The organism is Ekhidna sp., from assembly GCF_965247405.1.
Taxonomy (GTDB): Bacteria; Bacteroidota; Bacteroidia; order Cytophagales; family Cyclobacteriaceae; genus Ekhidna.
The window spans coordinates 2971622-2994527 of record NZ_OZ252014.1; the positions used below are offsets into that span (position 1 = coordinate 2971622).

The 22906-nt window shown below is 40.4% G+C and carries 30 protein-coding genes and 1 other RNA gene; 16 read left to right on the plus strand and 15 right to left on the minus strand.

All coding sequences use genetic code 11. The features are described from left to right. Positions 1–22 precede the first annotated feature (22 nt). A complete protein-coding gene (locus ACP14Y_RS13660; RefSeq protein WP_424963490.1) occupies positions 23–889 on the plus strand; it encodes a DUF72 domain-containing protein in 867 nt (288 codons plus the stop codon). A gap of 75 nt (positions 890–964) precedes the next feature. On the opposite strand, the gene ACP14Y_RS13665 is transcribed toward ACP14Y_RS13660, so the two are convergent. After that, the gene (locus tag ACP14Y_RS13665; protein ID WP_424963491.1) at positions 965–1354 is read right to left on the minus strand and encodes a hypothetical protein; all 390 of its coding nucleotides are present in this window, start codon (positions 1352–1354) and stop codon (positions 965–967) included. Between the two features lie 67 nt (positions 1355–1421). After that, positions 1422–2195 carry an AMP nucleosidase gene (locus ACP14Y_RS13670; RefSeq protein WP_424963492.1) on the minus strand — a complete coding sequence of 258 codons (774 nt, stop codon included), beginning with the start codon at positions 2193–2195 and terminating at the stop codon, positions 1422–1424. Between the two features lie 151 nt (positions 2196–2346). Between ACP14Y_RS13670 and ACP14Y_RS13675 the strand changes: the two genes are divergently transcribed. Both ACP14Y_RS13675 and ACP14Y_RS13680 read left to right on the plus strand, forming a co-directional pair. Further along, the gene (locus ACP14Y_RS13675; RefSeq protein ID WP_424963493.1) at positions 2347–3111 is read left to right on the plus strand and encodes an SDR family NAD(P)-dependent oxidoreductase; all 765 of its coding nucleotides are present in this window, start codon (positions 2347–2349) and stop codon (positions 3109–3111) included. Positions 3112–3207: 96 nt separating this feature from the next. Next, positions 3208–3804: a hypothetical protein gene (locus tag ACP14Y_RS13680; protein ID WP_424963494.1), complete on the plus strand. Its 597-nt coding sequence runs from the start codon at positions 3208–3210 to the stop codon at positions 3802–3804. 465 nt (positions 3805–4269) lie between these two features. Here ACP14Y_RS13680 and ACP14Y_RS13685 read toward each other — a convergent pair whose 3' ends face one another. The 7 genes from ACP14Y_RS13685 to ACP14Y_RS13715 all read right to left on the minus strand — a co-directional run bounded on the left by ACP14Y_RS13685 (position 4270) and on the right by ACP14Y_RS13715 (position 9335). Continuing rightward, entirely contained in the window at positions 4270–5964 is a 1695-nt protein-coding gene (locus ACP14Y_RS13685) for a hypothetical protein (RefSeq protein ID WP_424963495.1), read from the minus strand. After that, a complete protein-coding gene (locus tag ACP14Y_RS13690) occupies positions 5961–6473 on the minus strand; it encodes a hypothetical protein (RefSeq protein WP_424963496.1) in 513 nt (170 codons plus the stop codon). Before ACP14Y_RS13690 ends, ACP14Y_RS13685 begins: the two co-directional genes overlap by 4 nt. 98 nt (positions 6474–6571) lie before the next feature. Further along, positions 6572–6706, minus strand: a complete 135-nt coding sequence (locus ACP14Y_RS13695; protein ID WP_424963497.1) for a hypothetical protein — start codon at positions 6704–6706, stop codon at positions 6572–6574. Then, positions 6706–7911, minus strand: coding sequence for a phage major capsid protein (locus tag ACP14Y_RS13700; protein WP_424963498.1), 1206 nt, complete (start codon positions 7909–7911; stop codon positions 6706–6708). Before ACP14Y_RS13700 ends, ACP14Y_RS13695 begins: the two co-directional genes overlap by 1 nt. A gap of 23 nt (positions 7912–7934) precedes the next feature. Continuing rightward, the gene (locus tag ACP14Y_RS13705) at positions 7935–8528 is read right to left on the minus strand and encodes a hypothetical protein (protein WP_424963499.1); all 594 of its coding nucleotides are present in this window, start codon (positions 8526–8528) and stop codon (positions 7935–7937) included. Then, the gene (locus ACP14Y_RS13710; protein ID WP_424963500.1) at positions 8525–8683 is read right to left on the minus strand and encodes a hypothetical protein; all 159 of its coding nucleotides are present in this window, start codon (positions 8681–8683) and stop codon (positions 8525–8527) included. Before ACP14Y_RS13710 ends, ACP14Y_RS13705 begins: the two co-directional genes overlap by 4 nt. Further along, on the minus strand, positions 8676–9335 hold the full coding sequence (locus ACP14Y_RS13715; protein ID WP_424963501.1) for a hypothetical protein: 660 nt from the start codon (positions 9333–9335) through the stop codon (positions 8676–8678). Before ACP14Y_RS13715 ends, ACP14Y_RS13710 begins: the two co-directional genes overlap by 8 nt. Positions 9336–9473: 138 nt before the next feature. Between ACP14Y_RS13715 and ACP14Y_RS13720 the strand changes: the two genes are divergently transcribed. The 9 genes from ACP14Y_RS13720 (at position 9474) to ACP14Y_RS13760 (ending at position 13249) form a co-directional block, all read left to right on the plus strand. Then, a complete protein-coding gene (locus ACP14Y_RS13720; protein ID WP_424963502.1) occupies positions 9474–9668 on the plus strand; it encodes a hypothetical protein in 195 nt (64 codons plus the stop codon). Beyond that, positions 9665–10123, plus strand: a complete 459-nt coding sequence (locus ACP14Y_RS13725) for a hypothetical protein (protein WP_424963503.1) — start codon at positions 9665–9667, stop codon at positions 10121–10123. The genes ACP14Y_RS13720 and ACP14Y_RS13725 overlap by 4 nt, the downstream gene beginning before the upstream one ends. Beyond that, positions 10120–10563, plus strand: coding sequence for a DUF6291 domain-containing protein (locus ACP14Y_RS13730; RefSeq protein ID WP_424963504.1), 444 nt, complete (start codon positions 10120–10122; stop codon positions 10561–10563). Before ACP14Y_RS13725 ends, ACP14Y_RS13730 begins: the two co-directional genes overlap by 4 nt. A gap of 131 nt (positions 10564–10694) precedes the next feature. After that, positions 10695–10862, plus strand: a complete 168-nt coding sequence (locus tag ACP14Y_RS13735; RefSeq protein ID WP_424963505.1) for a hypothetical protein — start codon at positions 10695–10697, stop codon at positions 10860–10862. Positions 10863–10874: 12 nt separating this feature from the next. Continuing rightward, positions 10875–11039, plus strand: coding sequence for a hypothetical protein (locus ACP14Y_RS13740; protein WP_424963506.1), 165 nt, complete (start codon positions 10875–10877; stop codon positions 11037–11039). A 33-nt stretch (positions 11040–11072) separates the two neighbouring features. Continuing rightward, positions 11073–11363, plus strand: coding sequence for a hypothetical protein (locus ACP14Y_RS13745; RefSeq protein ID WP_424963507.1), 291 nt, complete (start codon positions 11073–11075; stop codon positions 11361–11363). After that, positions 11353–11607 (plus strand): hypothetical protein, encoded by a 255-nt coding sequence (locus tag ACP14Y_RS13750; RefSeq protein WP_424963508.1) that lies wholly within the window; start codon positions 11353–11355, stop codon positions 11605–11607. The genes ACP14Y_RS13745 and ACP14Y_RS13750 overlap by 11 nt, the downstream gene beginning before the upstream one ends. A gap of 146 nt (positions 11608–11753) precedes the next feature. After that, positions 11754–11987, plus strand: coding sequence for a hypothetical protein (locus ACP14Y_RS13755; protein ID WP_424963509.1), 234 nt, complete (start codon positions 11754–11756; stop codon positions 11985–11987). A 146-nt stretch (positions 11988–12133) separates the two neighbouring features. Next, a complete protein-coding gene (locus ACP14Y_RS13760) occupies positions 12134–13249 on the plus strand; it encodes a hypothetical protein (protein ID WP_424963510.1) in 1116 nt (371 codons plus the stop codon). A gap of 93 nt (positions 13250–13342) precedes the next feature. Here the strand turns inward: ACP14Y_RS13760 and ssrA are convergent. Continuing rightward, positions 13343–13743: a transfer-messenger RNA gene (gene ssrA / locus ACP14Y_RS13765) on the minus strand. A gap of 135 nt (positions 13744–13878) precedes the next feature. Between ssrA and dnaX the strand changes: the two genes are divergently transcribed. From dnaX to ACP14Y_RS13780, 3 genes are all read left to right on the plus strand, one after another. Further along, entirely contained in the window at positions 13879–14994 is a 1116-nt protein-coding gene (gene dnaX, locus ACP14Y_RS13770) for a DNA polymerase III subunit gamma/tau (protein WP_424963512.1), read from the plus strand. 182 nt (positions 14995–15176) lie between these two features. After that, entirely contained in the window at positions 15177–15647 is a 471-nt protein-coding gene (locus ACP14Y_RS13775) for a hypothetical protein (protein ID WP_424963513.1), read from the plus strand. 101 nt (positions 15648–15748) lie between these two features. Next, entirely contained in the window at positions 15749–16951 is a 1203-nt protein-coding gene (locus tag ACP14Y_RS13780) for a hypothetical protein (RefSeq protein ID WP_424963514.1), read from the plus strand. A gap of 47 nt (positions 16952–16998) precedes the next feature. Here the strand turns inward: ACP14Y_RS13780 and ACP14Y_RS13785 are convergent, their stop codons facing one another. Genes ACP14Y_RS13785 through ACP14Y_RS13795 form a run of 3 tightly spaced genes read right to left on the minus strand, consistent with a single transcriptional unit; the run spans position 16999 to position 20694 of the window. Then, positions 16999–18756 (minus strand): LysM peptidoglycan-binding domain-containing protein, encoded by a 1758-nt coding sequence (locus ACP14Y_RS13785; RefSeq protein WP_424963515.1) that lies wholly within the window; start codon positions 18754–18756, stop codon positions 16999–17001. Positions 18757–18800: 44 nt separating this feature from the next. Further along, positions 18801–19439 carry an O-methyltransferase gene (locus ACP14Y_RS13790; protein WP_424963516.1) on the minus strand — a complete coding sequence of 213 codons (639 nt, stop codon included), beginning with the start codon at positions 19437–19439 and terminating at the stop codon, positions 18801–18803. A 16-nt stretch (positions 19440–19455) separates the two neighbouring features. After that, positions 19456–20694, minus strand: coding sequence for a M16 family metallopeptidase (locus tag ACP14Y_RS13795; RefSeq protein ID WP_424963517.1), 1239 nt, complete (start codon positions 20692–20694; stop codon positions 19456–19458). Between ACP14Y_RS13795 and ACP14Y_RS13800 the strand changes: the two genes are divergently transcribed. Beyond that, positions 20693–20974, plus strand: a complete 282-nt coding sequence (locus tag ACP14Y_RS13800; RefSeq protein ID WP_424963518.1) for an endonuclease domain-containing protein — start codon at positions 20693–20695, stop codon at positions 20972–20974. The genes ACP14Y_RS13795 and ACP14Y_RS13800 overlap by 2 nt on opposite strands. A 9-nt stretch (positions 20975–20983) precedes the next feature. On the opposite strand, the gene ACP14Y_RS13805 is transcribed toward ACP14Y_RS13800, so the two are convergent. After that, entirely contained in the window at positions 20984–21514 is a 531-nt protein-coding gene (locus tag ACP14Y_RS13805; RefSeq protein ID WP_424963519.1) for a DUF4136 domain-containing protein, read from the minus strand. Positions 21515–21591: 77 nt separating this feature from the next. Then, positions 21592–22821: an RNA polymerase sigma factor gene (locus tag ACP14Y_RS13810; protein WP_424963520.1), complete on the minus strand. Its 1230-nt coding sequence runs from the start codon at positions 22819–22821 to the stop codon at positions 21592–21594. Between the last annotated feature and the right edge of the window lie 85 nt (positions 22822–22906).

Below are 22906 nucleotides of genomic sequence, written 5' to 3' on the forward strand. Positions count from 1 at the left end.
GAAAACAGCTTAGTTTTAGGTTATGAAATTTGGAAGTGTAGATAACCCTGAAGAAATAGATTTTAGCCTACCCGATGATCATCATGATACGGAAAAGGTACTAGCTAAAGGAAAGGGTTTGAAAAATGTCTTTGTAGGCTGTGCAAAATGGAACCGCCAGGATTTAAAGAAGTTTTACCCCCGTGGCACCAAGGACGAGTTAGAATACTACGCCACACAGTTCAACTCCATCGAACTTAATGCTACCTTTTACAATCACTTTCGTGTAGAGCAGATTGAGAAATGGGTTGAAAAGACACCCAATAACTTCAAGTTTTTCCCCAAGGTGCATCAGATGGTCAGTCATATTAAAAGACTGAACGAAGTAGAGGAGCCAATTGAACGGTATACAACCAATATTCGCGCGTTTGGCGATAAGCTGGGCATGTGCTTTCTACAGCTACATGATAATTTCAAACCTAAAAATATGGATCGACTGATCACTGCTGTGGAATGCTGGCCAAAGGATATACCCCTGGCCATTGAACTGAGGAATACGGAATGGTTTAATGATGCGGAGGTAGCCAATGAAGTGTACGCATTATTTGAAAAATATAACGTTTCAAACATCGTAACCGACACGGCAGGAAGGAGGGATCTATTGCATATGAGATTAACCTCCCCGTCTGTATTTGTCAGGTACGTAGGGGCCAATCATGAAAGTGATTATTCTCGATTAGATGCTTGGATGGGGCGAATTAAGAAATGGGCAGATCAGGGGATGGAAAACCTGTACTTTTTTGTGCATCAAAATCTGGAAAAGGAGTCGCCGGTGTTGTCTGCTTACTTCATTCAAAAAATGAATAAAGCGTTAGGGTTGAATCTTACTGTTCCGGTGGGTCAGGACTAAAAAAGGTTTATTTGAGTGAATTGTTAGATCGTCCTGCTATTTCATTTAGCAGGACGATCTAGGTGCTTGGCCAAATCAATTACCGTCTCCTCGACGATCTTTTCTGCGATCTCTTCGTTTTTCTACGTTTTCGCGCACTTCTTTTTTGATGACTTCCAATTCTGCAAGCTGTTCGTCATTCAGGATTTTTGCTACTTCCTTTTCCTGCTTTTCAACGATATCTGCTTTTGCTCGCATTTTGTCGCTTCTGGATTTCGAATCATCATTCCGAATGGCTTCCAGTTCTGGTTTCATCGATTCACGCAGCTTTTTTAGGTCAGCTGTCTGGCTTTCCGTAAGGTTGAGTCGCTCTTTGTACTCTTCAATTTTCACCTCAGCTTTTTCTCTCACAGCTTCCCTTCGGTTCTGGGCAAAAAGGATGTTTACTGCTACCAATAGTCCAATAATTAAGGTAAGTTTTTTCATCGTGTAAAATTTTCGTTTGCTGTTAGATGACCGTATTAGGAAATGGTTTAATCAGCAAGAAAAAATATTATTCGAATCTCAAATGCTTCACAGACTCACCTGAACTACTTAGCTCCATCAGAGAGTCAATCCCAATATCAAGATGGTTAGAAACAAACTGAGATGTCACCTTTTGGTCACTCTTAGAGGTTTTTACTCCTTCTGGAGTCATTGGGTTATCAGAGACAAGTAGTAAGGCCCCACGGGGTATTTTGTTTGCAAAGCCTACTGTGAAAAGTGTAGCAGTCTCCATATCGATGGCGGATGCTCTAATTTCTTTCAGGTAATTCTTAAAATCTTCATCATGTTCCCATACCCGACGATTGGTAGTAAAAACAGTACCAGTCCAGTAATCAAATCCTTTTGCCTTGATGACGTGTGAGACCGATCTTTGTAATCGGAAAGAAGGAAGTGCTGGGATTTCCTGTGGCATGTAATCATCAGATGCTCCTTCGCCGCGAATAGCCGCAATGGGAAGGATAAGATCTCCTAACTGATTTTGTTTTTTCAGTCCACCACATTTTCCAAGAAAGAGCACAGCTTTTGGCATAATGGCGGACAAAAGATCCATGACGGTTGCAGCCATTGCGCTACCCATTCCAAAATTGATAATGGTGATGTCATCATGGGTGGCCGTCTGCATGGCCCGCTTTCTGCCTTTCACTTTCACGTCAAACTTCTCTGCAAAGAGGTCTACATAGTTTTGAAAGTTTGTAAGCAGGATGTACCTGCCAAATTCGTCTAACTCCGTGCCGGTGTACCTGGGTAACCAGTCGTCTACAATTTCATTTTTTGTCTTCATCAGGTGCAAAAGTATAGTCTCTGTTGATCATAAACCGGATTTAGATCTTTTCATATCATTATATCAATATAAAGTTGTCTTTACTTAATGGAAACTGATTTTTCCTTACCAGGTACTTTTTCTCATTCCTGAAATCCATTAAATTAAAATTATGGATTCACCGCCAAACAAAGTTTGCGTCATCACCGGCGCAGCACACGGGATTGGTGCAGCCACCGCCCGCCTAATGAGCCTTCATGGAGGTATGAATATGGTTTTGTCTGATCAGGACAAAGAGGCCGCTGATCAACTGATGCATCATTTAAACACCATTCGTCCACAATCATGCATTGCCCTTGCAACAGATGTTTCTGACCCTAAGCGGGTGTCTCAGCTGATGAAAGCAGCTGTGGATCGATTTGATCGTCTGGATGTATTGATAAACAATGCAGGCATCTGGCCAAAAAAAGTTGCCCGCACGGCCGATACAGATGTTGCGGATTGGGAAAAAGTAATAGGAGTGAATCAGAGTGGCGTTTACTATGGAATGAAATACGCGATCCCCTATATGGTGGAGCAAGGAGGGGGGTTGATAGTGAATGTGGCTTCTCTTGCAGGGTTGAAAGCTTCACCCAACCATATTTCGTATGCGGCCAGTAAATATGCCGTGGTGGGGATGACAAAAACGGCCGCTCTGGAGTACGGCAAAAAAAATATTCGAATCAATGCTGTGTGTCCCGGCTACACCGATTCACAATACATGGATCAATTACATTCCACTAAACCAGAAATAAAAAGCCGTTTGCTAAAAGCGACACCACTGAGCCGCTATGCCAAAATAGATGAGGTGGCTGACGCGATCTACTGGCTTTGTTCTGACCAGGCCAGTTTTATCACAGGCCAGACATTGACCATTGATGGCGGGATTGGCTTGTAACACATGTCTTCTTTGAAGTGAATGATTAAAGCAATCCTGTTGATATCTGCCAACTTAAATCAATAGCTGATTAAATTTGGTATAACAAACACAACCATGAAAATCATCATTATCTTATTAAGTGGCTTATTAGCTTTCAGTGCAAGTGGTCAGGACAACCAAATAATAGCAGCCGGTATACTTCCTTATACGATCATCAACGATACTGTGTACGTGCTGTTGGGTTATGATGAAGATAAACCTGGATGGACCGATTTTGGAGGAAGTAGAGAAATGGTAGGAACTTTAGATAATGATCAAAGACTGGAAACTCCACAGGAAATTGCAGTGAGAGAGTTTTTTGAAGAATGTAGAATGGTGTATGAAAAAGAAGAAATCAATCTCAATTTCAGACCGGAGGCCTACATCACTGCGGTTAATGGTGTTTACCGTAGCTATGTTGTTAATATTCCATACAAATCCCGTCAGGAAATAAGGCAGGCATTAATTCCGGTCGATGAGAAGTTTGAAATTTTCAACGAAAAGAAAGATTTCTATTGGATCACTTTGAATGAACTTAAATCTGTGATCCGAACTGGTAGCAATCGGCTTTCCAATTCACCAAATCAAGGGATCATTTATAAACACTTTTATAATACGTTGAATAAGATCTTACAAGATGATCAAATTGATTATTTGTTTGTGAAAGAATGATGCAAATCATTGATATAAAAAAGGCCAATCTTACGGTCATTTCTTTTTTTGAGTCGGAGAGAACTGAGCGTTAAAAAATCTTCCTGTGTAAGATTTTAGCGAAGGGATGGGGGCACCTAGTCAGGTTGCAGGGTAGCCCCGAAGACGAAACGAAAAAGCCCACAGTTTGTGGGCTTTGAAGTGGAGTCGGAGGGATTATTCTATGATCCCTCCTTTCAATCTAGTCAGTCTCGAAAGCGATACTTCGTATCCTAACCTCTCTACTTTCGCAATTCCAGAAATGAATTTCTTTCTTGCTCATTAGAAGGTTGTTTTTTGGCTTTCGAGCCATTGTGGAGTCGGAGGGATTCGAACCCTCGTCTATATTTGATAAGTGACTGATTATGAGTTGTTTAATAAAATATTAGGCTGATTGATTGGTTCAAAATCATGTTTTTATTGACCTATTTACTCAACCTATTTTTTTTAATAAGATTGAGTTCTCAAATCTCGCTTGTTCTGATAATTTAAAACTCCTACCAAGTCTTTTCCATCTCCTTTTAGTTCACCGGTGATGTTTAGATTGATTGTTTGTCCGGCTATATTGTTGGCGAAGCTGCCACGGCCTGAGCTAGAGCCTCTTGAGCCACCTCCAGAGCCGCCACCTCCTAAATTTGACCTAGCATTTGCTACTGCTGCCTTTAAAGCTGCTCCGGCCGCTATTGCTGCTATTGATAATCCAAGCGTCAATTCAGGTCTACCACTAAACAGAGAGTTTCTTATTGATATTAAAAGTTCTGACATGGCTTTCGATGCTAACCCTAATTTGATTAACTGATCTCCTATAGTATCAGCTATTCCTAATCCTGCCCGCTCCAGAGCTGCTTGAAAACCTTCTGATCCTACAGCAACACCAAATCCTGAGAAAGCATTAGCTAACTCCTGTTGCATCTGCATAACCTCACTTATTATAGGCTTTGCCATTTCTTTAAATCGGTCTGCATTCGCTTGCATTGCTTCAAAGTATGAATTGTCTAGCTGCAATGGCCCTACCTCTGCCTGCGGTGCTACTCCTACAGATTGACGGTTGGTGAGGGTGTTATTCCTTTGGTTTTGCCAATCTTGGTATGCTTTATTAGCTCTTTGGCGTTCTGCTGCTTCTTGAGCTACAGCATCGTTTATTTCTTTTTGTCTGGCTAAAAGACCATCTAATATTCCTTGTTTTTTTGCCCAGACTTCTCCATCTACCTTACCCGCTTCTTCTACTTCTTTTCGATACCTTTTTATCAGTATGGATAGCTGTGTTTGTTCTGTGATTTGACCTTTTAGGCGTTCGGTCATTTCTTTTGCTCCTGCAATGGCAAGATCATAAGCTTCACCAAACCCTCTTAATCTTATTTGGCTTTCTGCATCTCCACCTAATGCTGATACGGCTGTATTTGCAAAATCTAGCATTGCTGCAATCACTCCGCTTGACTGATCGCCTATGGTTTTCTTTAGTTGGGTGAAGTTATCCTCTAGGTTGGATATTTTACCTCCTACCGTCTCGGAGATAGCAGCCATAGATCCGCTCACTCCTGTAGCATCTCCCAGGCTTAGTATGTAATCACGGATGGCTTGGTCTGTGAAGTTTACCTGCGTTTCTACACCTTTGAATGTAAACCTGACCTTATCGCCTTCTTTTTGTGATCGTATACCAAATTCTTTTAATCGCTCAAACTCTCCTACCTGTGCGTCTATTACGGCTTCTGCTAATTGATCAAAGTCTTTGCCTGTGGATGCTGCTAAGTCGCCTAGCTTACGCATTTCGTTTGAAGTGGGTACAAATCCCTGATTTGCCAGCTTTACAAATGCGCCTGTAAGGCCGTCTACCTGGAAGGGTGTCTTAGATGCAAACTCAGTGATCATCTGCATCGCTTTTTGTGCTTCGCTCCCTGATCCTAATGTGTTGGATAGTACCGCTTCCATTTTTTGGAACTTGGCCGTGGTTTCTATCACGGATTTTCCAAAGGATACCATCGTGCCTACGGCGAACATTCCGGCTAGTGTTCCTTTGATTTGTCTGCTTATATTGGAAGACTGCTGCTGAAATCTGGATAGTGAACCTTTGGCGTTATTAAGGTCTTTTTCCAGCCGCTTTTTGTCGGCCATCAGGCGATATACTAATGCTTCGCTGCTCATCTAATTGCTTTCTTTATCTGGTCTCTCATTAGCTTTTTTGCTGCTTGCTCAAAGCTGGCTTTAATGGTGGTTTTTGCTTTGTCTGCAAAACGGGCGATGTAGTTGTCTCCGCCTCCTACACTCTTGCCCTGAAATGCGCCCCTGTTTGCGCCTGTGCCTCTAGTGGTTCTTTGGCCTGTATCGTCTTTCTGGTATAGCTTGGCTACTCCCTGTGCGCTCCAGTCTCTGTCTCCCATGGGTATATCCGGTCCATCTATAACAATACGTGCGCCGGGCAAATATCCCTTTCGACTCATCTTCCTCCTTACCATTCGGGCAAGTAGCAGGGCTTTACTTATCCCGTCTTTACTGGTAGATCCTTTGAATGCTTTTATCCCTGCTCTTACCTCATGTACTCCGGGGATTAGTGCTTTGCTGGCGGCACGGTTTAGGTCTTTGTCTGATAGCTGCAACTTATCCAGCACGTTTAGTGCTTTCTTGAAGTCTCTATCGTCAAATCCTGTTTTCATTCCCCCTCAGTTGAAAAAAGGGAACTCCTCATTTAATGGAAATTCAAATAATGGACGTTTTTGAAATTGAAGCGAGAGGAGCCCCTTTGCCAAACTATTTAACCAAACTCTTTCTTGTGTTCCTTTATAACATCCTTGATGGATGAGGCTTTGTACTCTTTACCTTGCTCGAATACCTCCAACTTGCCGTTGTTATATGCCTGAAATGTTCTAAGTGCTTTTAATTTTTCCATTATGCTGCTGCTATGTATCTGATTTTAGTAAATGATTCTGCGTATCGTAGTGTCACTGCCATTCTCATGGTCAACCTAAATACGGTCTGATCATAGTCTGATCTTCTGTAAGGATCAATGAAAACATTAGGATTTAATCGAATGGACACAACTGCATCTGAGAAGTTCCCCAAGATTGAAGTTGAGAGATCAGTACCACTTCCAACCGTTCCATTAATTGGTAAAGCCTGACTTATTAGTACATCAACATCATCCAGGAATTCTGGCTTCATTAATGGCTGATTGTCACTTGCTTGAAGGTTAGACAGATCCGCCAATGTTCTAGGGTGATGAATAAGCGATAAACTATCTGAGTTACCTTTAGCTGTAAGGATTGCTTCTTTAGCATCAATAAGCTTACCGTAATCTGCAAAAGCTGCACCATCACCTGAACCAAGCGAAACAACGTTAATTCCTGATTGATTAATTATTCCGGTTGGTTCGTTAGATGAACCAGAACCAGCCAAAGCGGCCGCATCTAAAGCCTCAGATGCTCTTCTTTGTAAGTGGTTATCTAGGAATTGGGCACCTACTACCATATCCTGCAACACCTCGTTAGGAACAGTAACATTTAAAGCGAACTTTGTGAACGTTGGTGATATAGCTGTAAAAGCTGGGTCACTATCTGCTATTTGATCAGATTCTGCATACCAGGCACCTGTTACATTAGTGGATACCTTTGCCTCTTCAAACTTGTTTCCGTTCGGCTCTGATTGTAAATCTCTAATAACTCCACCGGCCTTGGTGAATGATGAAAAGTTAAATAGCCCCGGAACGATTTGATTTAATTGGTGAGTAGGGATCAAATCGCTATCACTGGACGAGCTAAGAGCTTTATTTTGTAGCTCTAGTTTTTTGAGAGCTTTTGTTTGTAGGATTTTGCCTAATGAAAATTCCTTGTCTGTTTTTGTTCCATTGGAATGAACATTAAAATCTCCGGTCAGAGTTTTACCTTCCTCTGCTGCTCGTTGGCCTTCTCTTTCTTCAGCCTTCTTTGCTGCTGTTAATGTTTTGCTTAGATCGTTCAGCTCCTTTTGAACGTCAACGATCTCATTGGTGGCATTATTCTGATCTTTCTTATCAGTGCTGCTCTTGATTTTAGCTAGGAGTTTTTCTTCTTTTTCCTCCAGCTGGGCAATTTTTGCCTCTAATTCATGTATCTCCATGTTTTGTCCTTTTTTTGAGTTTTTTATTTGTAAGTCCTTAGTCTTTTGTTCCTTGCTGCATTCGCCAGTACGTAATCAACTTTTTGGCCATGGTCGATTACTAGCGTAGGCGTACTGCTGTTACTGCCTCTCAACACCGCACTACATTCAATTAATTCTATATTTTTTACCACATAGAAAAGTGTGGCTTCTTCCGCCTTTTCTGGGTTAGCAATCTGATTTATATACTGATCCCACACGGCCTTTTCTTTCGGGCTTTCTTTGTCGTTTATGGCTAACTCTATCTCACGATAGCGCATCCCAATTGAATGTTGTTTTATTAGTCCTAGCTTGTAAGAGTTGTGAATTTTTTCATCTAGTTCCTCTAATACTTCTGATCGATAAATAAGGCATTCAGTAGATCCGGTTGCGCTAATTCCCAGCTTTTCAAAACTTACCTGTTCGGCAGTAACATTCTTTACTATGCCTACATGACCGTCACTGAATTGCTTATGATCCTTGAGATGGTTCCATCCTTCCTTTCGGTAAATAGACTCATTGTAATTACCTGGTATATGAACATCTAAATGACTGTCCATAATATTGGTTGAATTGGCAACTACTTTTACGGTTATCATTCTTCCTCCTTGATGATTTTAACCTCTACCTCTAAAGGGTCAGTGTATTTAATGGAGTCCTTCTTTTCCTGAATAAGTGCTTCTTTGTTCTCTCTCAGATATTTGAGGCGTTCCTTTTTGTCTTTGATGGTGGTGGGGTCTATTGGCTTATTCATAAGTTTTTCTAATTTCTCTATTTATCCACCCATAGAATGCTTTCCTATTATTAGCATAATCGTCTGCAATTTCACCAGTGACAATTTTATTCATGATTGTAAAGAATGACTTTTTAAGAATTGTAACATCATCCATTAGGACCATATAATTTGAGTTAAACACTTCTGAATGATCTATCTTTTCCCAGGTTGATTTAGAATCCCTTTTAATCACTTTTCCAAATAGATATTGATCTTTACTTTCTGGAGCATAATCAAAACATTTGCCGTCACTGTATAAATAAATGGATCCTGTAGATTTACTAAGTCTAACCTCACTCGTGATAGGATAGTAGCTTGCTTCAGTACTTTTTTGTCTAATTAAATAATCCAGTACTAAGTGCGGCGGGTGATTAAATTTCCCCAAATGGTAGCCTTCACCAGAATCCATAGCACAACGATTCATAGCTGTTGGAACATCGTTAAGGGTTCTGGATGTGGCTAGAACATAGATATAGTATCCTATTTCCTGATGTTCAATTTTATCATAGCCTTTTCTGAAATCAAACATTCCCGGATTCCAGAGACGTATGCTTTTAGCTACCTCTTCACATTTCCTTTTTCCAAAAAGATCATGAAGAAACGGTAATCCAACTAACTGTCCTATTGTCATTTTTGAGTGATTTAAAAGTTTATTCAAAAGTACGATGCTGAATTGCATTAAGGAGTAAACTTATTTGATAATAACAAAATTGGGAATTAATAAATACGAATTTGTTTTTATTATGAAAATAAGTTTACTTTGCTCATTATGAGGACTAAACTAGAAGTATTTACCACCGATTACTTTCAAAAGGAGCTAGGTAACCCTCATAGAACTATCAAGGAATCTTTTGAAATCGCAAATCAAAAATTCTGCAACCACTGCCAGTTCTATGCCTACAGCGACTACCGAAGTTATCAGGTCACCTTAAAAAAGTCGAAAACCAAAAAAGAGAACGTATGAAAACTAACGAAACTGCATTATCAGGTATTCAAGCCAGCATAGAACAGAAGAAGAGGGAAGCTTTCAAGAAGCTTCGACAGTTATACACTCACGTACACGGAAAGCCAGCACCGTATTATAACGACGATACGGCGAACTCCTTAACCCGTTGCATTATTGACTACCTGGAGTGTAAAGGACATCAAGCTGAACGAGTGAATTGTTTTGGCAATCCAATTCCTCAGGGCAATGGTCTCTACAAGTTTGGGAAAACGAATATGAATTTAGGTACTAGCGACATCCATGCCGTTTGTGAAGGCATTGCTTTGAAAATCGAAGTAAAGATAGGATCTGATCGAATGAGCAGCTACCAAAAACAATACCGTGATCAGGTTATTGCTGCAGGTGGAAAATACTTTGTGGCGAGAAGTTTTGACAAGTTTTTGATTTGGTTTCATAATGAGTTTGGAGGATGAGTGAAAATAGTGACGCTAGATACTTAAGTCTAAAAAATAGCTTTCTTATGTATTATGAGCATACTGAAGATTTTGAGCTATTAACGGATGAACAGATAGGGAAGCTCATGAGGGCTGTCGATTCTTTTGAACGTCATGGAGAAACAGGGGTAGAATTCGAAGACCCATTATCTAAAAGCCTTTACAGAAAGATGGAAAAAGTGTTATCTGAGAATAAAATCAAGTACATCGAGAAATGTAAAAGAAACGGCAGTAATGCCAAGAAAGATCCTGGCAAACCAAGAGAGCTATCCTATCAGTTTGTGAGTGCCTTGGTTAAAAAACACTCATCGCTAAGCATTAGCAATCATTTCAAAATGCTTGAAAAAAATGGCGCTGATGGTAAGCCTCTTTGGAGCTTTATAGATAAAAAAACTGAGAATAATTTTTTAGTCAAATGAAAAGCCAAACAAACCCAGTGGGTTTATTACGATACTACATGGGTTGCGATATAATCTATATCTATATCTGTTTCCCTAATCTGGATCTATATCTATATCAGATAATACCATTTCGCGAAAATTTTGAAAAAATGAAAATCAACACAAAGGTAAAAACCCGGATGCTTCAGCTCTTAGATGAGATGATATATGAAATCCGTGAGATTGAAAACACTCATCCTTTCAGCAATATGCCACCGGAGGATCTCCCAGTCATTTACCTATTGAAGAAAATAGCAGAACTAGAATTAGAACTATAAACCAATACAATTATGAAAAATGAGAACGAAAAACCACTAGCAACTTTCGAAAAAGAAGGAATTACCCATGGGTTCTTTCAGGCTCCTGAAAGTGATTATCCATTAATCGAGATCATCAAACGTCTAGACACTATGGAAACTGTCTCTCATGTTTTTGACAGGGAGCGTAAAAACTGAAAATGAATTTTAGAACATAAAAATCAAATTACAATGAACAACATTAACAAGAAAATTGAAGGTTTAGAATCTCAACTAGGCAAAAACCTTGAGATAGACTGGACAGATTCTATTACAAGAATACTTAATGAAACATGCATAAATAATGCGTTGCTTCTAGGGCTTACTAAAAGGCTCATTGAAAAGGATCCATTGGTAACCGATGTGGAAAAAGAGGTAGAAGAGGAGATAGAGGAAGCTGAAGAAAGAGCAGAGAAAATGTATGTTGAAATTCTTTCCGATTTGATTAATAAAACAGAAAAAAGGAGAAATAATGGAAACTAAAAAGAATACAAGTTCAGGGCCTAGTTTAAACGTGAGAGGCTATAACAAACTGAAAAGGGCTGAAGCTATGATCGCGGGGGCAATGGCTCTTATTGAGGATGATACCCCTAATTCATGTATTACCCTATTGGATAATGCAATGATGAATATTCGAGAAATAACCAATAAAATCGGAAGTCGAGAATTGCACTTTTCCACTGTAGAGGAAAGCCGAAAAGAACCAAATTTAGAGCATCTTTATTGAGATCAGTAAATTGTAACATTCTAATAAAATGCTTTCTAAAAAATGGTCACGTAAAAAAGAAATCAGGGATTGGGTTTCGGCTCGATCCCTAAAAAACAATTAAGCATCCCCCTCCCCAAATTTTTAACAATAAACTGCAAATAATTATGAAATACGAAGACGCACTTGATTCTATCAAAAGACAGTTAGAAGATTGCCCGATTTATTTCTTTGAAGATACAAAAGAGGTTCTCGGTAATCTAAAATCTCAGTATGATAAAATATATCAGGGCCAACTATCAGAATCGGAAATAGACAGGCTTAGTAAAGCTGTAATCAACATTCATTTTGAAAACATGTTCAATGAACTGTTGGACATCAAGAATGAATTACTGTCATGAACCCGCTGCAAATTCCTAAAAGGCATAGGGATTCAAAGCTAGGAATGTACGTCCGATGTAATCACTGTAAGCAAAACATTACAGGTAAATGCGTCAAGACTGGCTTAAAGGTTTATACCTGTAAGCATGGCGAAAACCATCGGTATGTGAGTAAGGTATTTGATAAATCCAAAAACCACATGGTAACCGTTAAAACCTGGCCTAAGGAACTAAGAGACTTTAAGGAATTTTTTCGCTTGCATCTCCAGGCAATCAATAACTATGAAAGTAGTCATAGAACTATTAATAGTAAGCCCGGACTAATGGGTGATTGCTTACGGATGTTTATTGATTATTTAGCAGATGTAGGGGTGCCTAGTTATGAGCGAAAGAACCTTACTGAGAAGTACATCAAAAGCCAGGTTAATAACCTCAAGGATTTAAAGAGAGCTCTTTCAGATGAAGGAATGAACACTGATTTTCTAGTTGTTACTGAGTTCTCTAAAAGCCATGTTGGTATAGTTCACGACTACTTAGAAAGTAAGTATGCTGCCAAGACCTACAATCATAAGGTTTCAACTTATAGAGCCTTTTTTGCCTATTTAATTAAACAGGGTTACGAAATTGACAACTACTTTGATGAGGTTAGAAAGAAGCACACTCAATCTAGAGTTAAAATTATCCCGATCCCTTTATTTAAGGAATTATGCGATACTGTTACTCCGATAGGAGGTATCAAGATTGAGAGACAAATCAGGAACGGAAAAGAGCGAGTTTATCAGAGAAATCTTTATAGGAAATGGCTAATAGATGTGTGGCGTTTTGCTATGTATTCCGGGGCAAGGAATAACGAGATAGCATTCATAAAAGTAAAAGACATTGAAACTGACTACATACGATGCAGAAACAATAAAGTAAGCACGAAGGAAAAAGAAGTATTTCGTTTAATCTACTTCACCAATGAGTTGATTGAGTTGGTTGATCAACTAAAAAAGGGATTGTCAAATGATGATTATCTTCTTGCCCCGGATGAGTTAAATCGTAGAAATATGATTGATGTGGCTTCTAAAGCCTTCACTCATTACATGAATAAAATTAGTGATGAAGGTTTCCAGCTATACGATTGTAGATCAACCTACTCAACTGAATTAAGAAAGGTGTTTGATTCTGAAACGGCGCATTTATTAGGAGACCTTCATGCCAGATCTACAACAACCATTCAGAATTACATTAACAAGCAGGAATTATTCAAAATCCATAAAGGAAAAAAGCTATTTGGGTAGTGGATTTTTGTTATCTACTCGACCTATTTACTCGACCTTCATACCCTAAAAAAAATGAAAACCGCCCATAAATCACTTTAAAGGCGGTTTTTCCAGTGGAGTCGGAGGGATTCGAACCCTCGTCCAGCTAAGGAAATCATATACACTCTACATGCTTAGTCGTTCTTGTTTTATCTCGTACCTGCAGCTGGTGAACAACAACCTACTGCAAATACCAGTTGCTTAATTTCATTCAGGATCCACAACACTACCCTGAACTATTCCTTATTATGACACCCCAAATTCCTCTCTCAAGGACAAAGAGTGGTGGGATGTGGCAGGGGGAGCCTATGTGGCTCAACCCTGATTAATTAAAACATCTAAGTTCTAATTAGGCTGCCATAGCGTAGTTAGACTCGCCAATTACAATTTTGAGCGCATTTATCACAGATGTACACTCGCCACCTGGCATGCTAGCATATGCTTTGCACTTCCTGTCGATTCCAGTCGACCCCATAAATGAAAGAACGTAAAACACAAAGGTAACATTCCTTTGTGGGAGAGTAAGACAATCAAAAAACTAAAATAGTTCGATCCTTTTTTATAAGATTTTTTCAATAGAACCCCCCACATCATTAACTTGCCAGCAGATGGAAAACTTTGTGGTATCGGCGCGTAAGTACAGGCCTTTGGGTTTCGAGGAGGTGGTGGGACAAGAGCATATTACCACCACACTGGAGAATGCCATCAAATCCAATCACCTGGGTCAGGCATTGCTGTTTTGTGGTCCGCGTGGAGTGGGAAAAACGACCTGCGCTCGTATCCTGGCTAAGACAATCAACAACTTTGAAAGTGAGTCTGGTGATGGCACTAATAATTTCAACATCTTCGAGCTGGATGCGGCTTCAAATAACTCCGTAGAGGATATTCGTAACCTGATTGACCAGGTACGGTACCCACCACAACAGGGTCAGTATAAGGTGTACATCATTGATGAGGTTCACATGCTTTCCACCCAGGCTTTCAACGCCTTTTTGAAGACACTGGAAGAACCACCAGAGTATGCCATATTCATCCTGGCAACTACAGAAAAACATAAAGTGATCCCTACGATCCTTTCCAGATGTCAGATCTATGATTTCAACCGGATCGAAGTTGCAGATATCGTGAAGCAGCTGGAGAAGATTGCTGCGAGTGAGAAAGTAGAAGCAGAAAAAGAGGCACTTCATTTGATTGCTCAGAAAGCAGATGGAGCATTGCGTGATGCACTTTCTATTTTTGACCTGATTACCACGTTTTCATCTGATGGTAAGATCACTTACCAGGATACGATCAAGAACTTGCATATTCTTGATTATGACTACTATTTCAAGTTGGTAGATGACTTGCTGGATCAAAATATGTCCGGATCACTCATGCTTTTTGATGAAATTCTGAGAAATGGATTTGATGGGAATAATTTCCTGAATGGCTTTCAGCAGCACCTGAGAAATTTACTTGTTTCAAAGGACGAGAAAACGATTACTTTACTTGAGGTTACGGACAACCTAAAAACCAAATATGCTGAACAAGCAGCCAATTGTAGTCCATCGTTTTTGCTTTCTGCACTTAATATCTCCAACCAGTTTGAGTTAAACTTCAAGCAAAGTAAAAATCAGCGACTTCATGTGGAGCTATGCCTGATGAAACTAGCCCATCTGCAGAATGCGCTTGCACTTAGCTCCTCAGATAATGGAGCAAAAAAAAAAGGCCACATAGTAGCATAAACCAAGTCGACGAATCAAAATCAAGCAACTCGAATCAAGCTTCTAAAGGAGCGAGTGAACCTTCTGAAAAAGAGGATGTAAAACCTGTTGATGAAACACCGCCACCTCCCACCGAGGAGCCACACGTAACCACTACTGCACAACAAGAATCTAAAGCTCCTATACCGAGACCTAGTCCGGTGGTGAAGCCTTCTAATTCAGATAAGCCGAAAGAAACACCGAGCATTTTTGGTAAGAAGAAAAAGAAGGTATCAGAAGAGGAGGCTTCTCCAGTTATTGACAAAAAGGAAAATGATTTTTCTGATGATGATTTACAAAAGGCATGGAAAGCGTTTTCGGAGCAAAAAACGAATGCAGGAGATACTGAAAAGCTAGTCCTCAGCAAGTCAGTGAAAAAAGGTGAGGAGTCCAGTGTGATTTTAATGTTGGGTAGTCAGCTAGAGGTTAGCTTTCTTGAAAAATTTGATACAGAAGTTGTTCAGTTTCTGAGATCAGAACTTCAGAATGATCATATCGTCATCCGAACAGAGATTGCAGAAATCAAGGATGAGAAGAAGCTTTATACCAGCACAGATATCTTCGATTACATGGTCAAGCAAAATCCAGATTTGAAAGATTTAAAAGATCGGTTAGGGCTGGACTTTGATTATTAGTTAGATGGACTCCTGTCTTTTAATCCAATTTTTTATTCAATAAATCCAACCAATAGGTCGCGTTCGTAAGTAGGTCAAAACAATTGAAAATACTTATGAACATGAAAAAACTAAAGTCAATATTTACATTAATACTTGTATCAGCTCTATTGTTGAGTTGCGGAGATGATGATGGAGCTTCCATATCCTTAGAGACAGGTACTGAAGTTTCTTTTAATCTATTTGATGTCACAGGTGGGGGCGTCTTAGGAACAGCAACATTCGCAGAACTATCAGATGGAACAACCAAGGTAACAATCGATATTGCAAGCTCATTATTGGTTGGAGATCACCCCATTCATATTCATGAAAATACAGCAGCAGAAGGAGGTGATATAGCGGTTACCCTTAATCCGGTTGATGCAAGTGGTATGAGCGAGACTACTGTGGAAACACTTGACGATGGCACTTCAATCAGTTATAACGAACTTGTGACCTTTGATGGCTACATCAACGTACATTTGAGTGCTGCTGAGTTAGCAACTCTTGTGGCTCAAGGCGATATTGGAGTGAATGCATTTACCGGAGAGTCAATGTCTTATGATCTAAATGAAGCTGACCTGGTAGGAATTTCTGGTACTGCAATATTTGAGGAGCGAGTGAGCGGTGAAACGCTAGTGACATTAATGTTGGAAAATACTCCTGATGGGGGTTCACATCCGTCTCATATTCACATGAATACTGCAGCTGAAGGAGGTGACATTGCTGTCACGCTGGAGAGTGTCAATGGAACCTCTGGAATGTCAAAGACGAATGTTTCAGCCTTGGATGATGGAACCATGATTTCTTATAACGAACTGATCGATTATGATGGGTATATTAATGTGCACGCAAGTGCTGATGACTTGGCTACCTTAGCTGCACAAGGAGATATTGGACAAAATGTGTTGACGGGGATGTCTGAGACGTATGATCTGAATGAAGTAGATGTCGCTGGTGTTTCCGGTACAGTTACCTTTAGTCAACGAGTAAATGATGAGATCCTAGTTACAATACAATTAATGGGTACAACTCAAGGAGATTCTCATCCAACACACATTCACTTCAACTCTGCTGCTGAAGGAGGAGATATCGCAGTAACGCTAACGAGTGTGGACGGTACGACAGGAATGTCTCAGACCAATGTGTCTGCTTTGAATGACATGACTTCTCTGACTTATAATGCTCTTATCACTTTTGATGGGTATATCAACGTACACCAAAGCACCGATGATCTTGCTACCCTGATAGCTCAAGGCGATATCGGAGCAAATGCAGGAATGTGATTTAAAAGATATCTCTAAGTCAAAAAAGCGGCCGCAGAGCCGCTTTTTTATTCTTCATCATACACCTTCAACTCCTGACCGACATCCAAAGCAAATCCATTGAGATTGTTTAGATCTACCACCTCATCTACCGTCATGCCGTATTTTCTGGAAATGGCATAAACGGTTTCGCCTGGTGCTACCGTATGGTTGATGATTTTTTTCCCGACAGAAGCTTCCTCAATGGGAGCTTTCACCTGAATGTTTTGCCCGATGCTAATGGAGTTTGGATCCGGAAGGTGATTCCATCTAAGCAAATCTTCCATCTCTACTTCATAGAGTTGAGATATGCTCCAGAGTGTCTCACCAGCTGCGATGGTGTGAATCTTCACTTTCTTCAAACGCTCCTCTTTGGTATCAACTACTGGTACAATAATGTCCGGTACTTCTTCTTCGATGATTTCTTCGCTAACCGGTTCTTCTACTGACTCTTTAGTAATGATTTCATCATCCACATTGCCAGCAGAGGCGATAGGTCTGGCAGCTGGTTTAGTAATGTTAGGTTTGCTTAGCTTATGATAGGCGATCGGTTCGCTGGAAGGGCGTGTTTTATCCATCCATAAAACTCTGCCTGGCTTCAACTCATCGATGATGCTCATTCGATTTCGTTTGGCCAGTTTGGATAATCGTATTCCATATTGTTGAGAGATTCCCCATAGTGATTCATCTCGCTTAGCCACATGAAATCCAATTTTAGCTTTACCCTTTTTCTTTTTGATGTAGTAAAATTCATTTGGGATTATCTTATCTGACTCACCCATGTCATTGAATTTTCTAAATCGTTTTTCTGAAATTCCGGCACGTGCGGAAAGGCTGTGAACATCGTCACGCTCTCTGGCAAGTATGGAAGGAATGCCATTCAGAGGGATGATAGTAGACTTATTCGCTTCGGTAATACCTGGCTTCAGCTCAGTAGGATAGATTTTCTTTTCAGGCTCTGAGATTTTGTTTCGTTTGGTATCATTGTGAGCAATGGCTCTTTTGGGTGGGGTACCATGCCGGGGAACAAGCACAGAGTAGGTTTTGTCTTTCGGAACATCACCCCGTTTCAACCATTTGTTGTATTTCTCTAGTTCCTCCAGGTCTACCTTTTCTTCCTTTGCAATTTGAGAAAGGCTTTTACCTCCGGCATTTTTGATTTCATCCAACCAGATTCCCTCCGAATTGGGACGACCAACAGCTGGAGTGAAAGCAACTATATGCGCTATGAATTTCTTTACGTACCAATGAGTCTTACTATTGATGGTCATTCGCTTTGCATCCATATTGGAATTGTCCACATATTTCTGAGCTCCACCACGCCCCGTGTTGTAGGCCATCACCGAATACACCCAGTTTTTCAGAAAGTAATTGTGACTATTGAGGTACTTGGCTGATCCTCTTGAGGCAGAGACAATATTTAGCCGTTCATCTACCTGCCGATCTACTCGCAAGCCCACTTCACGTGCGGTAAAATCTTTGAATTGCCAGAAGCCGACCGCATTGGCAGAAGAAACTGCGTCTGAGATAAGGGCACTTTCCTGAATGGCAAGGAACTTTATTTCATCGGGAATGCCTGCTTCTCTATGCTCACGTTCAATGATTGGGAAGTAGAGGTTCATTCGATCTACCAGGATATTGTAGTAGGTCTGACTCTGAGTGAGTCGATCCACATCTTTTTGAATTTGCCTGCGGGTGGATTCATTGATTGAGAGACGTAAGTCACCCAGCATCATCTCACTTGGGACAGTTTGAGCGAAACCACCATAAGAAATGGCTAAAAACATAAGCCAGTTCAAAACTCGAAACTTAAAACTCGAAACTTTCAATTTCATACTTTTCTCAAAATCATCAAACCATCCCGAATAGGGAATAGAACGTTTTGTACACGTGAATCCGTATGTACCTTTTTATTAAACGCTCGTATTGCTTCTGTGTCTTTATCTGATTTGGTTTTATCAAACACCTTACCACTCCAGAGTACATTGTCAGCAATAATAAATCCTCCGGTGTTCACTTGATCTATTACCTGATCAAAATAGTTACCATAGTTTTCCTTGTCTGCATCTATAAATACCAGATCCCATTTTTCTTTCAATGTGGGGATGATGTCAGAGGCATTTCCCACACGTAAATCAATCTGATCGGTCCATTTGGATTGATTGAAATACTCTTTTGTTCGCAAAGAAAGTTCCTCATTGTTATCTATGGTTATCAGCCGACCATCTGACTGCATGCCTTCTGCCATACATAGCGCAGCATACCCGGTATAGGTACCAATTTCCAGGATGTTTTTCGGCTGAATCATGTGTGATAGCATGGATAGAACACGCCCTTGTAGGTGGCCGGAGAGCATACGAGGCTTTAAAACATGGAGGTGGGTTTCCCTGTTGATCTGCTGAAGCAAATCAGATTCAGGTTCAGAGTGATCTTCTACATACTTTTGAAGATCTTCAGGTAAAAATTCCATGTATGTAAAGATAGGATTATTCCGGGAGATATGTCAATGCACTCATGTTATCCGTGGGTAAATACCTAACTGCAAGATTCTGAATATCAGAGGCGGTGATATTATCAATCTTCTCAAATACACTGTTGATGTCAGGGACCTTGTTTAGATCCAATTGGCTTTTTGCCATCATCAGCATTATGGCGTTTTTGTTTTCCTCAGAGAGAGCCATTTGTCCTTTGATCTGGTTTTTGGCTCTATGAAGCTGCATGCTTCCCAATGGCTTTTTCTTAAGGGCTTCAATTTCCTTTAAGATAATACGCTGACTCTTTTTGAGGTTTTTTGGGTCAGTCGCAAAATAAATGGCGAACTGTCCAGTCTCAAGATATGGAGCATAGCTCGCATCAACTCCATAAACTAATCCATGCTTTTCTCTGAGAGAAAGATTAAGTCTGGAGCTCATACTAGGTCCTCCCAGCAGATTTACCAAAAAGAAAAATGGAATTCGGTTTTCATCCTTGATGCTCAAAGACGGCATTCCCATAGCAAAGTGTGCCTGCGTGATGGGCTTTCTTGTTTCTTTCCTTGATGATTGATAGTCTGAGAACCAATTTCTGGAAGGAGTATGGTTTTTATGGGGTATTTCACTCAGATATTTATTAGCCAACTTTTCCACCTTCCTTGCTGAATAATTACCAACACTTGAAAGAATAATTTTTTCAGTATTCAGGTTGCGATCAAGAAATGATCGGAAGTCGCCTTGGTGGAAAGAGTTGACCGTTTGCTCTGTACCAAGAATATTTTTACCAAGTACATGATTTGGAAAAAGCTGCTCATCAAATTCATCCTGAATGGCATCCTCAGGTGTATCCCGATACATGCTCATTTCTTCTAAAATCACCGAGCGTTCTTTTTCAATTTGCTTCTCGGGGAAAGTTGAGTTGAAAGTGATGTCTACCAGCAGGTCTACGGCTTTTTCTAAATGAATATCAAGCAGCGTGGCATAAAAACAGATCTTCTCTTTGGTGGTATAGGCGTTTAGCTCACCACCTAGAGATTCCAATCGATTAATGATATGGTAGGAATTTCTTTTGGCCGTTCCCTTAAAGGCCATGTGTTCAAGGAAGTGTGCAAGCCCCTGCTCTTCCACCGTTTCATCCCTGCTGCCAATGTCCAGCATGATGCCTACGTGGGCGATTTTAGTTTGTGGCACTTCTTTATGAATCACCCGTATGCCGTTCGACAATTCTATCAGCTCGTATTCCTTCTTGCTCATGAGGGCGCAAAGTTACTTCAACCACCCCTGCCACTCCTTGGAAAGGAGGGGAAAATTTGTTGATTTTTATTGTCCCTCAGAGAAGCTCATTATTGAATTGGATGGAGCCCATCACTTTACCAGTGCAGGTTTTGAGAAGGGCAGAGACCGAGATAGAACTCTAAAAGATCTTGGATTTAAGATATTGAGGTTCGAAAATCAAGATGTCTTTGATTCGCTTGAAAATGTACTTGAATCTATTCGCTCTAACTTCAGCTTCCCTCCATGTAAGGAGGGATGAAGGGTGGTTTTACTCCTTCCCCGGAAGCTTCTTCATCGCCCTGGCAACTCCATTCCAAATCTCTTTTTTATCGTAAATCGGATTTAGCTCCAGATATTTTATTGCATTGGAGCGCCACACCAGTTCAGAATTTTGTCGATCGATCACGTCAATAATCAGACTTCCTTTCAGAAATTTTTGATACTCTGGATACAGCATCGTCAGCCATTCACGCTCACCTTGGTAAGTACCATCATATAATCCACCAACCTCGGCAGAATCTTCCTCAATCACCATAAAAAAGTTGACCATTAGATCAGATTGATCATCTCCTTGCTGATAGCCTTTTTTGTACATGTTGTAAGCTACCGCATTTGCAATTTCATCCACTACTTTTTTATCGTAGAGATAATCGGGCCCCTGATATGTGACCTCACAACCTTCCAGCCAACACCAAGTCTCAAAATCATCAAATGATTGACCAGGTTTTTGATACGTTTTTACTGTCACGGCACATGCAGAAACCATGATCGCAAAAACAATTGTGTAGACCTTTTTCATGCGTTTGATTTTCTCGCAAGGTCTATGAAAAATGCATTAATTGGGCTGATGGGTGTCAGAAGGAGTTCTGAATTATATCAATTAAGATTGTTTAGTTTATTTGATAAATAATCCATTTCACGTTCATTTTTGGTTAAACTCACGGCAATTTTTAATGCAGTTTTCGCCTCCTCAGTATTCCCGATTTTATGAAGCATTTCACTTTTTATGGCATAGAAAAGGTAATATTCCTCAAAAAACTGGGTTGCCTCCAAACGCTCCACCTCCTTCAATCCCAAAAGTGGGCCATGTACTTTCTCTAAAACCACTGCACGATTTAGCTCTACGATTGGGGAGGGGGTAAGCTGAAGCTGTAAATCGTATAGGCTAAGAATATTTTTCCAATCAGTCTCTTCAAAGTTAACAGCTCGGCAATGTGTTGCGCTAATAGCTGCCTGAATGAGGTATTCATTCATGGCTCCTTCCTCGGAAGCGACATTCAAAAAGTGTAAGCCCCTGTTAATTAGCTCCTGGTCCCATTTCGACCGATCCTGATCCTCCAGTGAAATAATATTTCCTATTTGATCTACTCTAGCATCGAATCTGGAAGAATGAAAAAGCATCATTGCCATCAAAGCATTTGCTGATGGAGTATTGCAGATTTCACTTTCGAGCAAAACGCTGTTAAGTCGGATCGCATCTTCACAGAGGTCCTTTCGGATCAGGCTATTTCCTTCGGCAGATTTATACCCCTCATTGAAAAGGAGATAAACAATCTTGAGAACGATCTCGAGTCTTTGTTCAATTTCATGTGCAGGAGGCAAAATCAGTTTGATTTCCTCTTTTTTGAATTTCTTTTTAGCTCGGGTGTAAGCTTTGGCGACTGTCTCTTCTTTCTTTAGCAGTGAACTGGAAATTTCTCTAACGGAGAGACCACCCAGAATCTTCAAGGTCAAAATGATCTGATACTCCTGGCTTAAAGAGGGATGACAGCAGGCAAATACCATCCTTACCATGTCATCGTTGATGGATTCTAAGGATAAATCTTCTTTCATTTCTTCTGCACGTTCCGGTACTTCCTGATTGCTTGTTTTTTGATTTCTCCTCAGTTGATCAATCATTTTATTTCGAGCTACTCGTAAGATCCATCCGGTAGGATTATCTGGAACACGTGAGTATGACCAGGTCTGCATTGCTTTGATCAATGCTTCCTGAACGCTATCCTCTGCCAGCTCCAGATTAGACGAACCAAACTTGCTGGTAAGGTGGGATACCGCCTTACCATATTCCGTTCGGAAAAAGTGGTCTACGAGTTGGGAGGTTTGCATAATTTAGTTCGTCAATGCGAGCAAAGTGAAGCAATCTCAATTTTAAGATCACTTCACTTTGTTCAGGATGACACTCAATAGTGGG

Bases quoted from the DNA above. Each gene is read 5' to 3' on its own strand.
- ACP14Y_RS13800 (WP_424963518.1), top strand. From the start codon at position 20,693: ATGAGGGCGCAAAGTTACTTCAACCACCCCTGCCACTCCTTGGAAAGG.
- ACP14Y_RS13805 (WP_424963519.1), bottom strand. From the start codon at position 21,514: ATGAAAAAGGTCTACACAATTGTTTTTGCGATCATGGTTTCTGCATGT.
- ACP14Y_RS13740 (WP_424963506.1), top strand. From the start codon at position 10,875: ATGAAAAATGAGAACGAAAAACCACTAGCAACTTTCGAAAAAGAAGGA.
- ACP14Y_RS13715 (WP_424963501.1), bottom strand. From the start codon at position 9,335: ATGACAATAGGACAGTTAGTTGGATTACCGTTTCTTCATGATCTTTTT.
- ACP14Y_RS13810 (WP_424963520.1), bottom strand. From the start codon at position 22,821: ATGCAAACCTCCCAACTCGTAGACCACTTTTTCCGAACGGAATATGGT.
- ACP14Y_RS13785 (WP_424963515.1), bottom strand. From the start codon at position 18,756: ATGTTTTTAGCCATTTCTTATGGTGGTTTCGCTCAAACTGTCCCAAGT.
- ACP14Y_RS13665 (WP_424963491.1), bottom strand. From the start codon at position 1,354: ATGAAAAAACTTACCTTAATTATTGGACTATTGGTAGCAGTAAACATC.
- ACP14Y_RS13680 (WP_424963494.1), top strand. From the start codon at position 3,208: ATGAAAATCATCATTATCTTATTAAGTGGCTTATTAGCTTTCAGTGCA.
- ACP14Y_RS13790 (WP_424963516.1), bottom strand. From the start codon at position 19,439: ATGGAATTTTTACCTGAAGATCTTCAAAAGTATGTAGAAGATCACTCT.
- dnaX (WP_424963512.1), top strand. From the start codon at position 13,879: ATGGAAAACTTTGTGGTATCGGCGCGTAAGTACAGGCCTTTGGGTTTC.
- ACP14Y_RS13755 (WP_424963509.1), top strand. From the start codon at position 11,754: ATGAAATACGAAGACGCACTTGATTCTATCAAAAGACAGTTAGAAGAT.
- ACP14Y_RS13745 (WP_424963507.1), top strand. From the start codon at position 11,073: ATGAACAACATTAACAAGAAAATTGAAGGTTTAGAATCTCAACTAGGC.
- ACP14Y_RS13750 (WP_424963508.1), top strand. From the start codon at position 11,353: ATGGAAACTAAAAAGAATACAAGTTCAGGGCCTAGTTTAAACGTGAGA.
- ACP14Y_RS13705 (WP_424963499.1), bottom strand. From the start codon at position 8,528: ATGATAACCGTAAAAGTAGTTGCCAATTCAACCAATATTATGGACAGT.
- ACP14Y_RS13670 (WP_424963492.1), bottom strand. From the start codon at position 2,195: ATGAAGACAAAAAATGAAATTGTAGACGACTGGTTACCCAGGTACACC.
- ACP14Y_RS13720 (WP_424963502.1), top strand. From the start codon at position 9,474: ATGAGGACTAAACTAGAAGTATTTACCACCGATTACTTTCAAAAGGAG.
- ACP14Y_RS13700 (WP_424963498.1), bottom strand. From the start codon at position 7,911: ATGGAGATACATGAATTAGAGGCAAAAATTGCCCAGCTGGAGGAAAAA.
- ACP14Y_RS13710 (WP_424963500.1), bottom strand. From the start codon at position 8,683: ATGAATAAGCCAATAGACCCCACCACCATCAAAGACAAAAAGGAACGC.
- ACP14Y_RS13690 (WP_424963496.1), bottom strand. From the start codon at position 6,473: ATGAAAACAGGATTTGACGATAGAGACTTCAAGAAAGCACTAAACGTG.
- ACP14Y_RS13685 (WP_424963495.1), bottom strand. From the start codon at position 5,964: ATGAGCAGCGAAGCATTAGTATATCGCCTGATGGCCGACAAAAAGCGG.
- ACP14Y_RS13795 (WP_424963517.1), bottom strand. From the start codon at position 20,694: ATGAGCAAGAAGGAATACGAGCTGATAGAATTGTCGAACGGCATACGG.
- ACP14Y_RS13695 (WP_424963497.1), bottom strand. From the start codon at position 6,706: ATGGAAAAATTAAAAGCACTTAGAACATTTCAGGCATATAACAACGGC.
- ACP14Y_RS13725 (WP_424963503.1), top strand. From the start codon at position 9,665: ATGAAAACTAACGAAACTGCATTATCAGGTATTCAAGCCAGCATAGAA.
- ACP14Y_RS13780 (WP_424963514.1), top strand. From the start codon at position 15,749: ATGAAAAAACTAAAGTCAATATTTACATTAATACTTGTATCAGCTCTA.
- ACP14Y_RS13675 (WP_424963493.1), top strand. From the start codon at position 2,347: ATGGATTCACCGCCAAACAAAGTTTGCGTCATCACCGGCGCAGCACAC.
- ACP14Y_RS13660 (WP_424963490.1), top strand. From the start codon at position 23: ATGAAATTTGGAAGTGTAGATAACCCTGAAGAAATAGATTTTAGCCTA.
- ACP14Y_RS13730 (WP_424963504.1), top strand. From the start codon at position 10,120: ATGAGTGAAAATAGTGACGCTAGATACTTAAGTCTAAAAAATAGCTTT.
- ACP14Y_RS13735 (WP_424963505.1), top strand. From the start codon at position 10,695: ATGAAAATCAACACAAAGGTAAAAACCCGGATGCTTCAGCTCTTAGAT.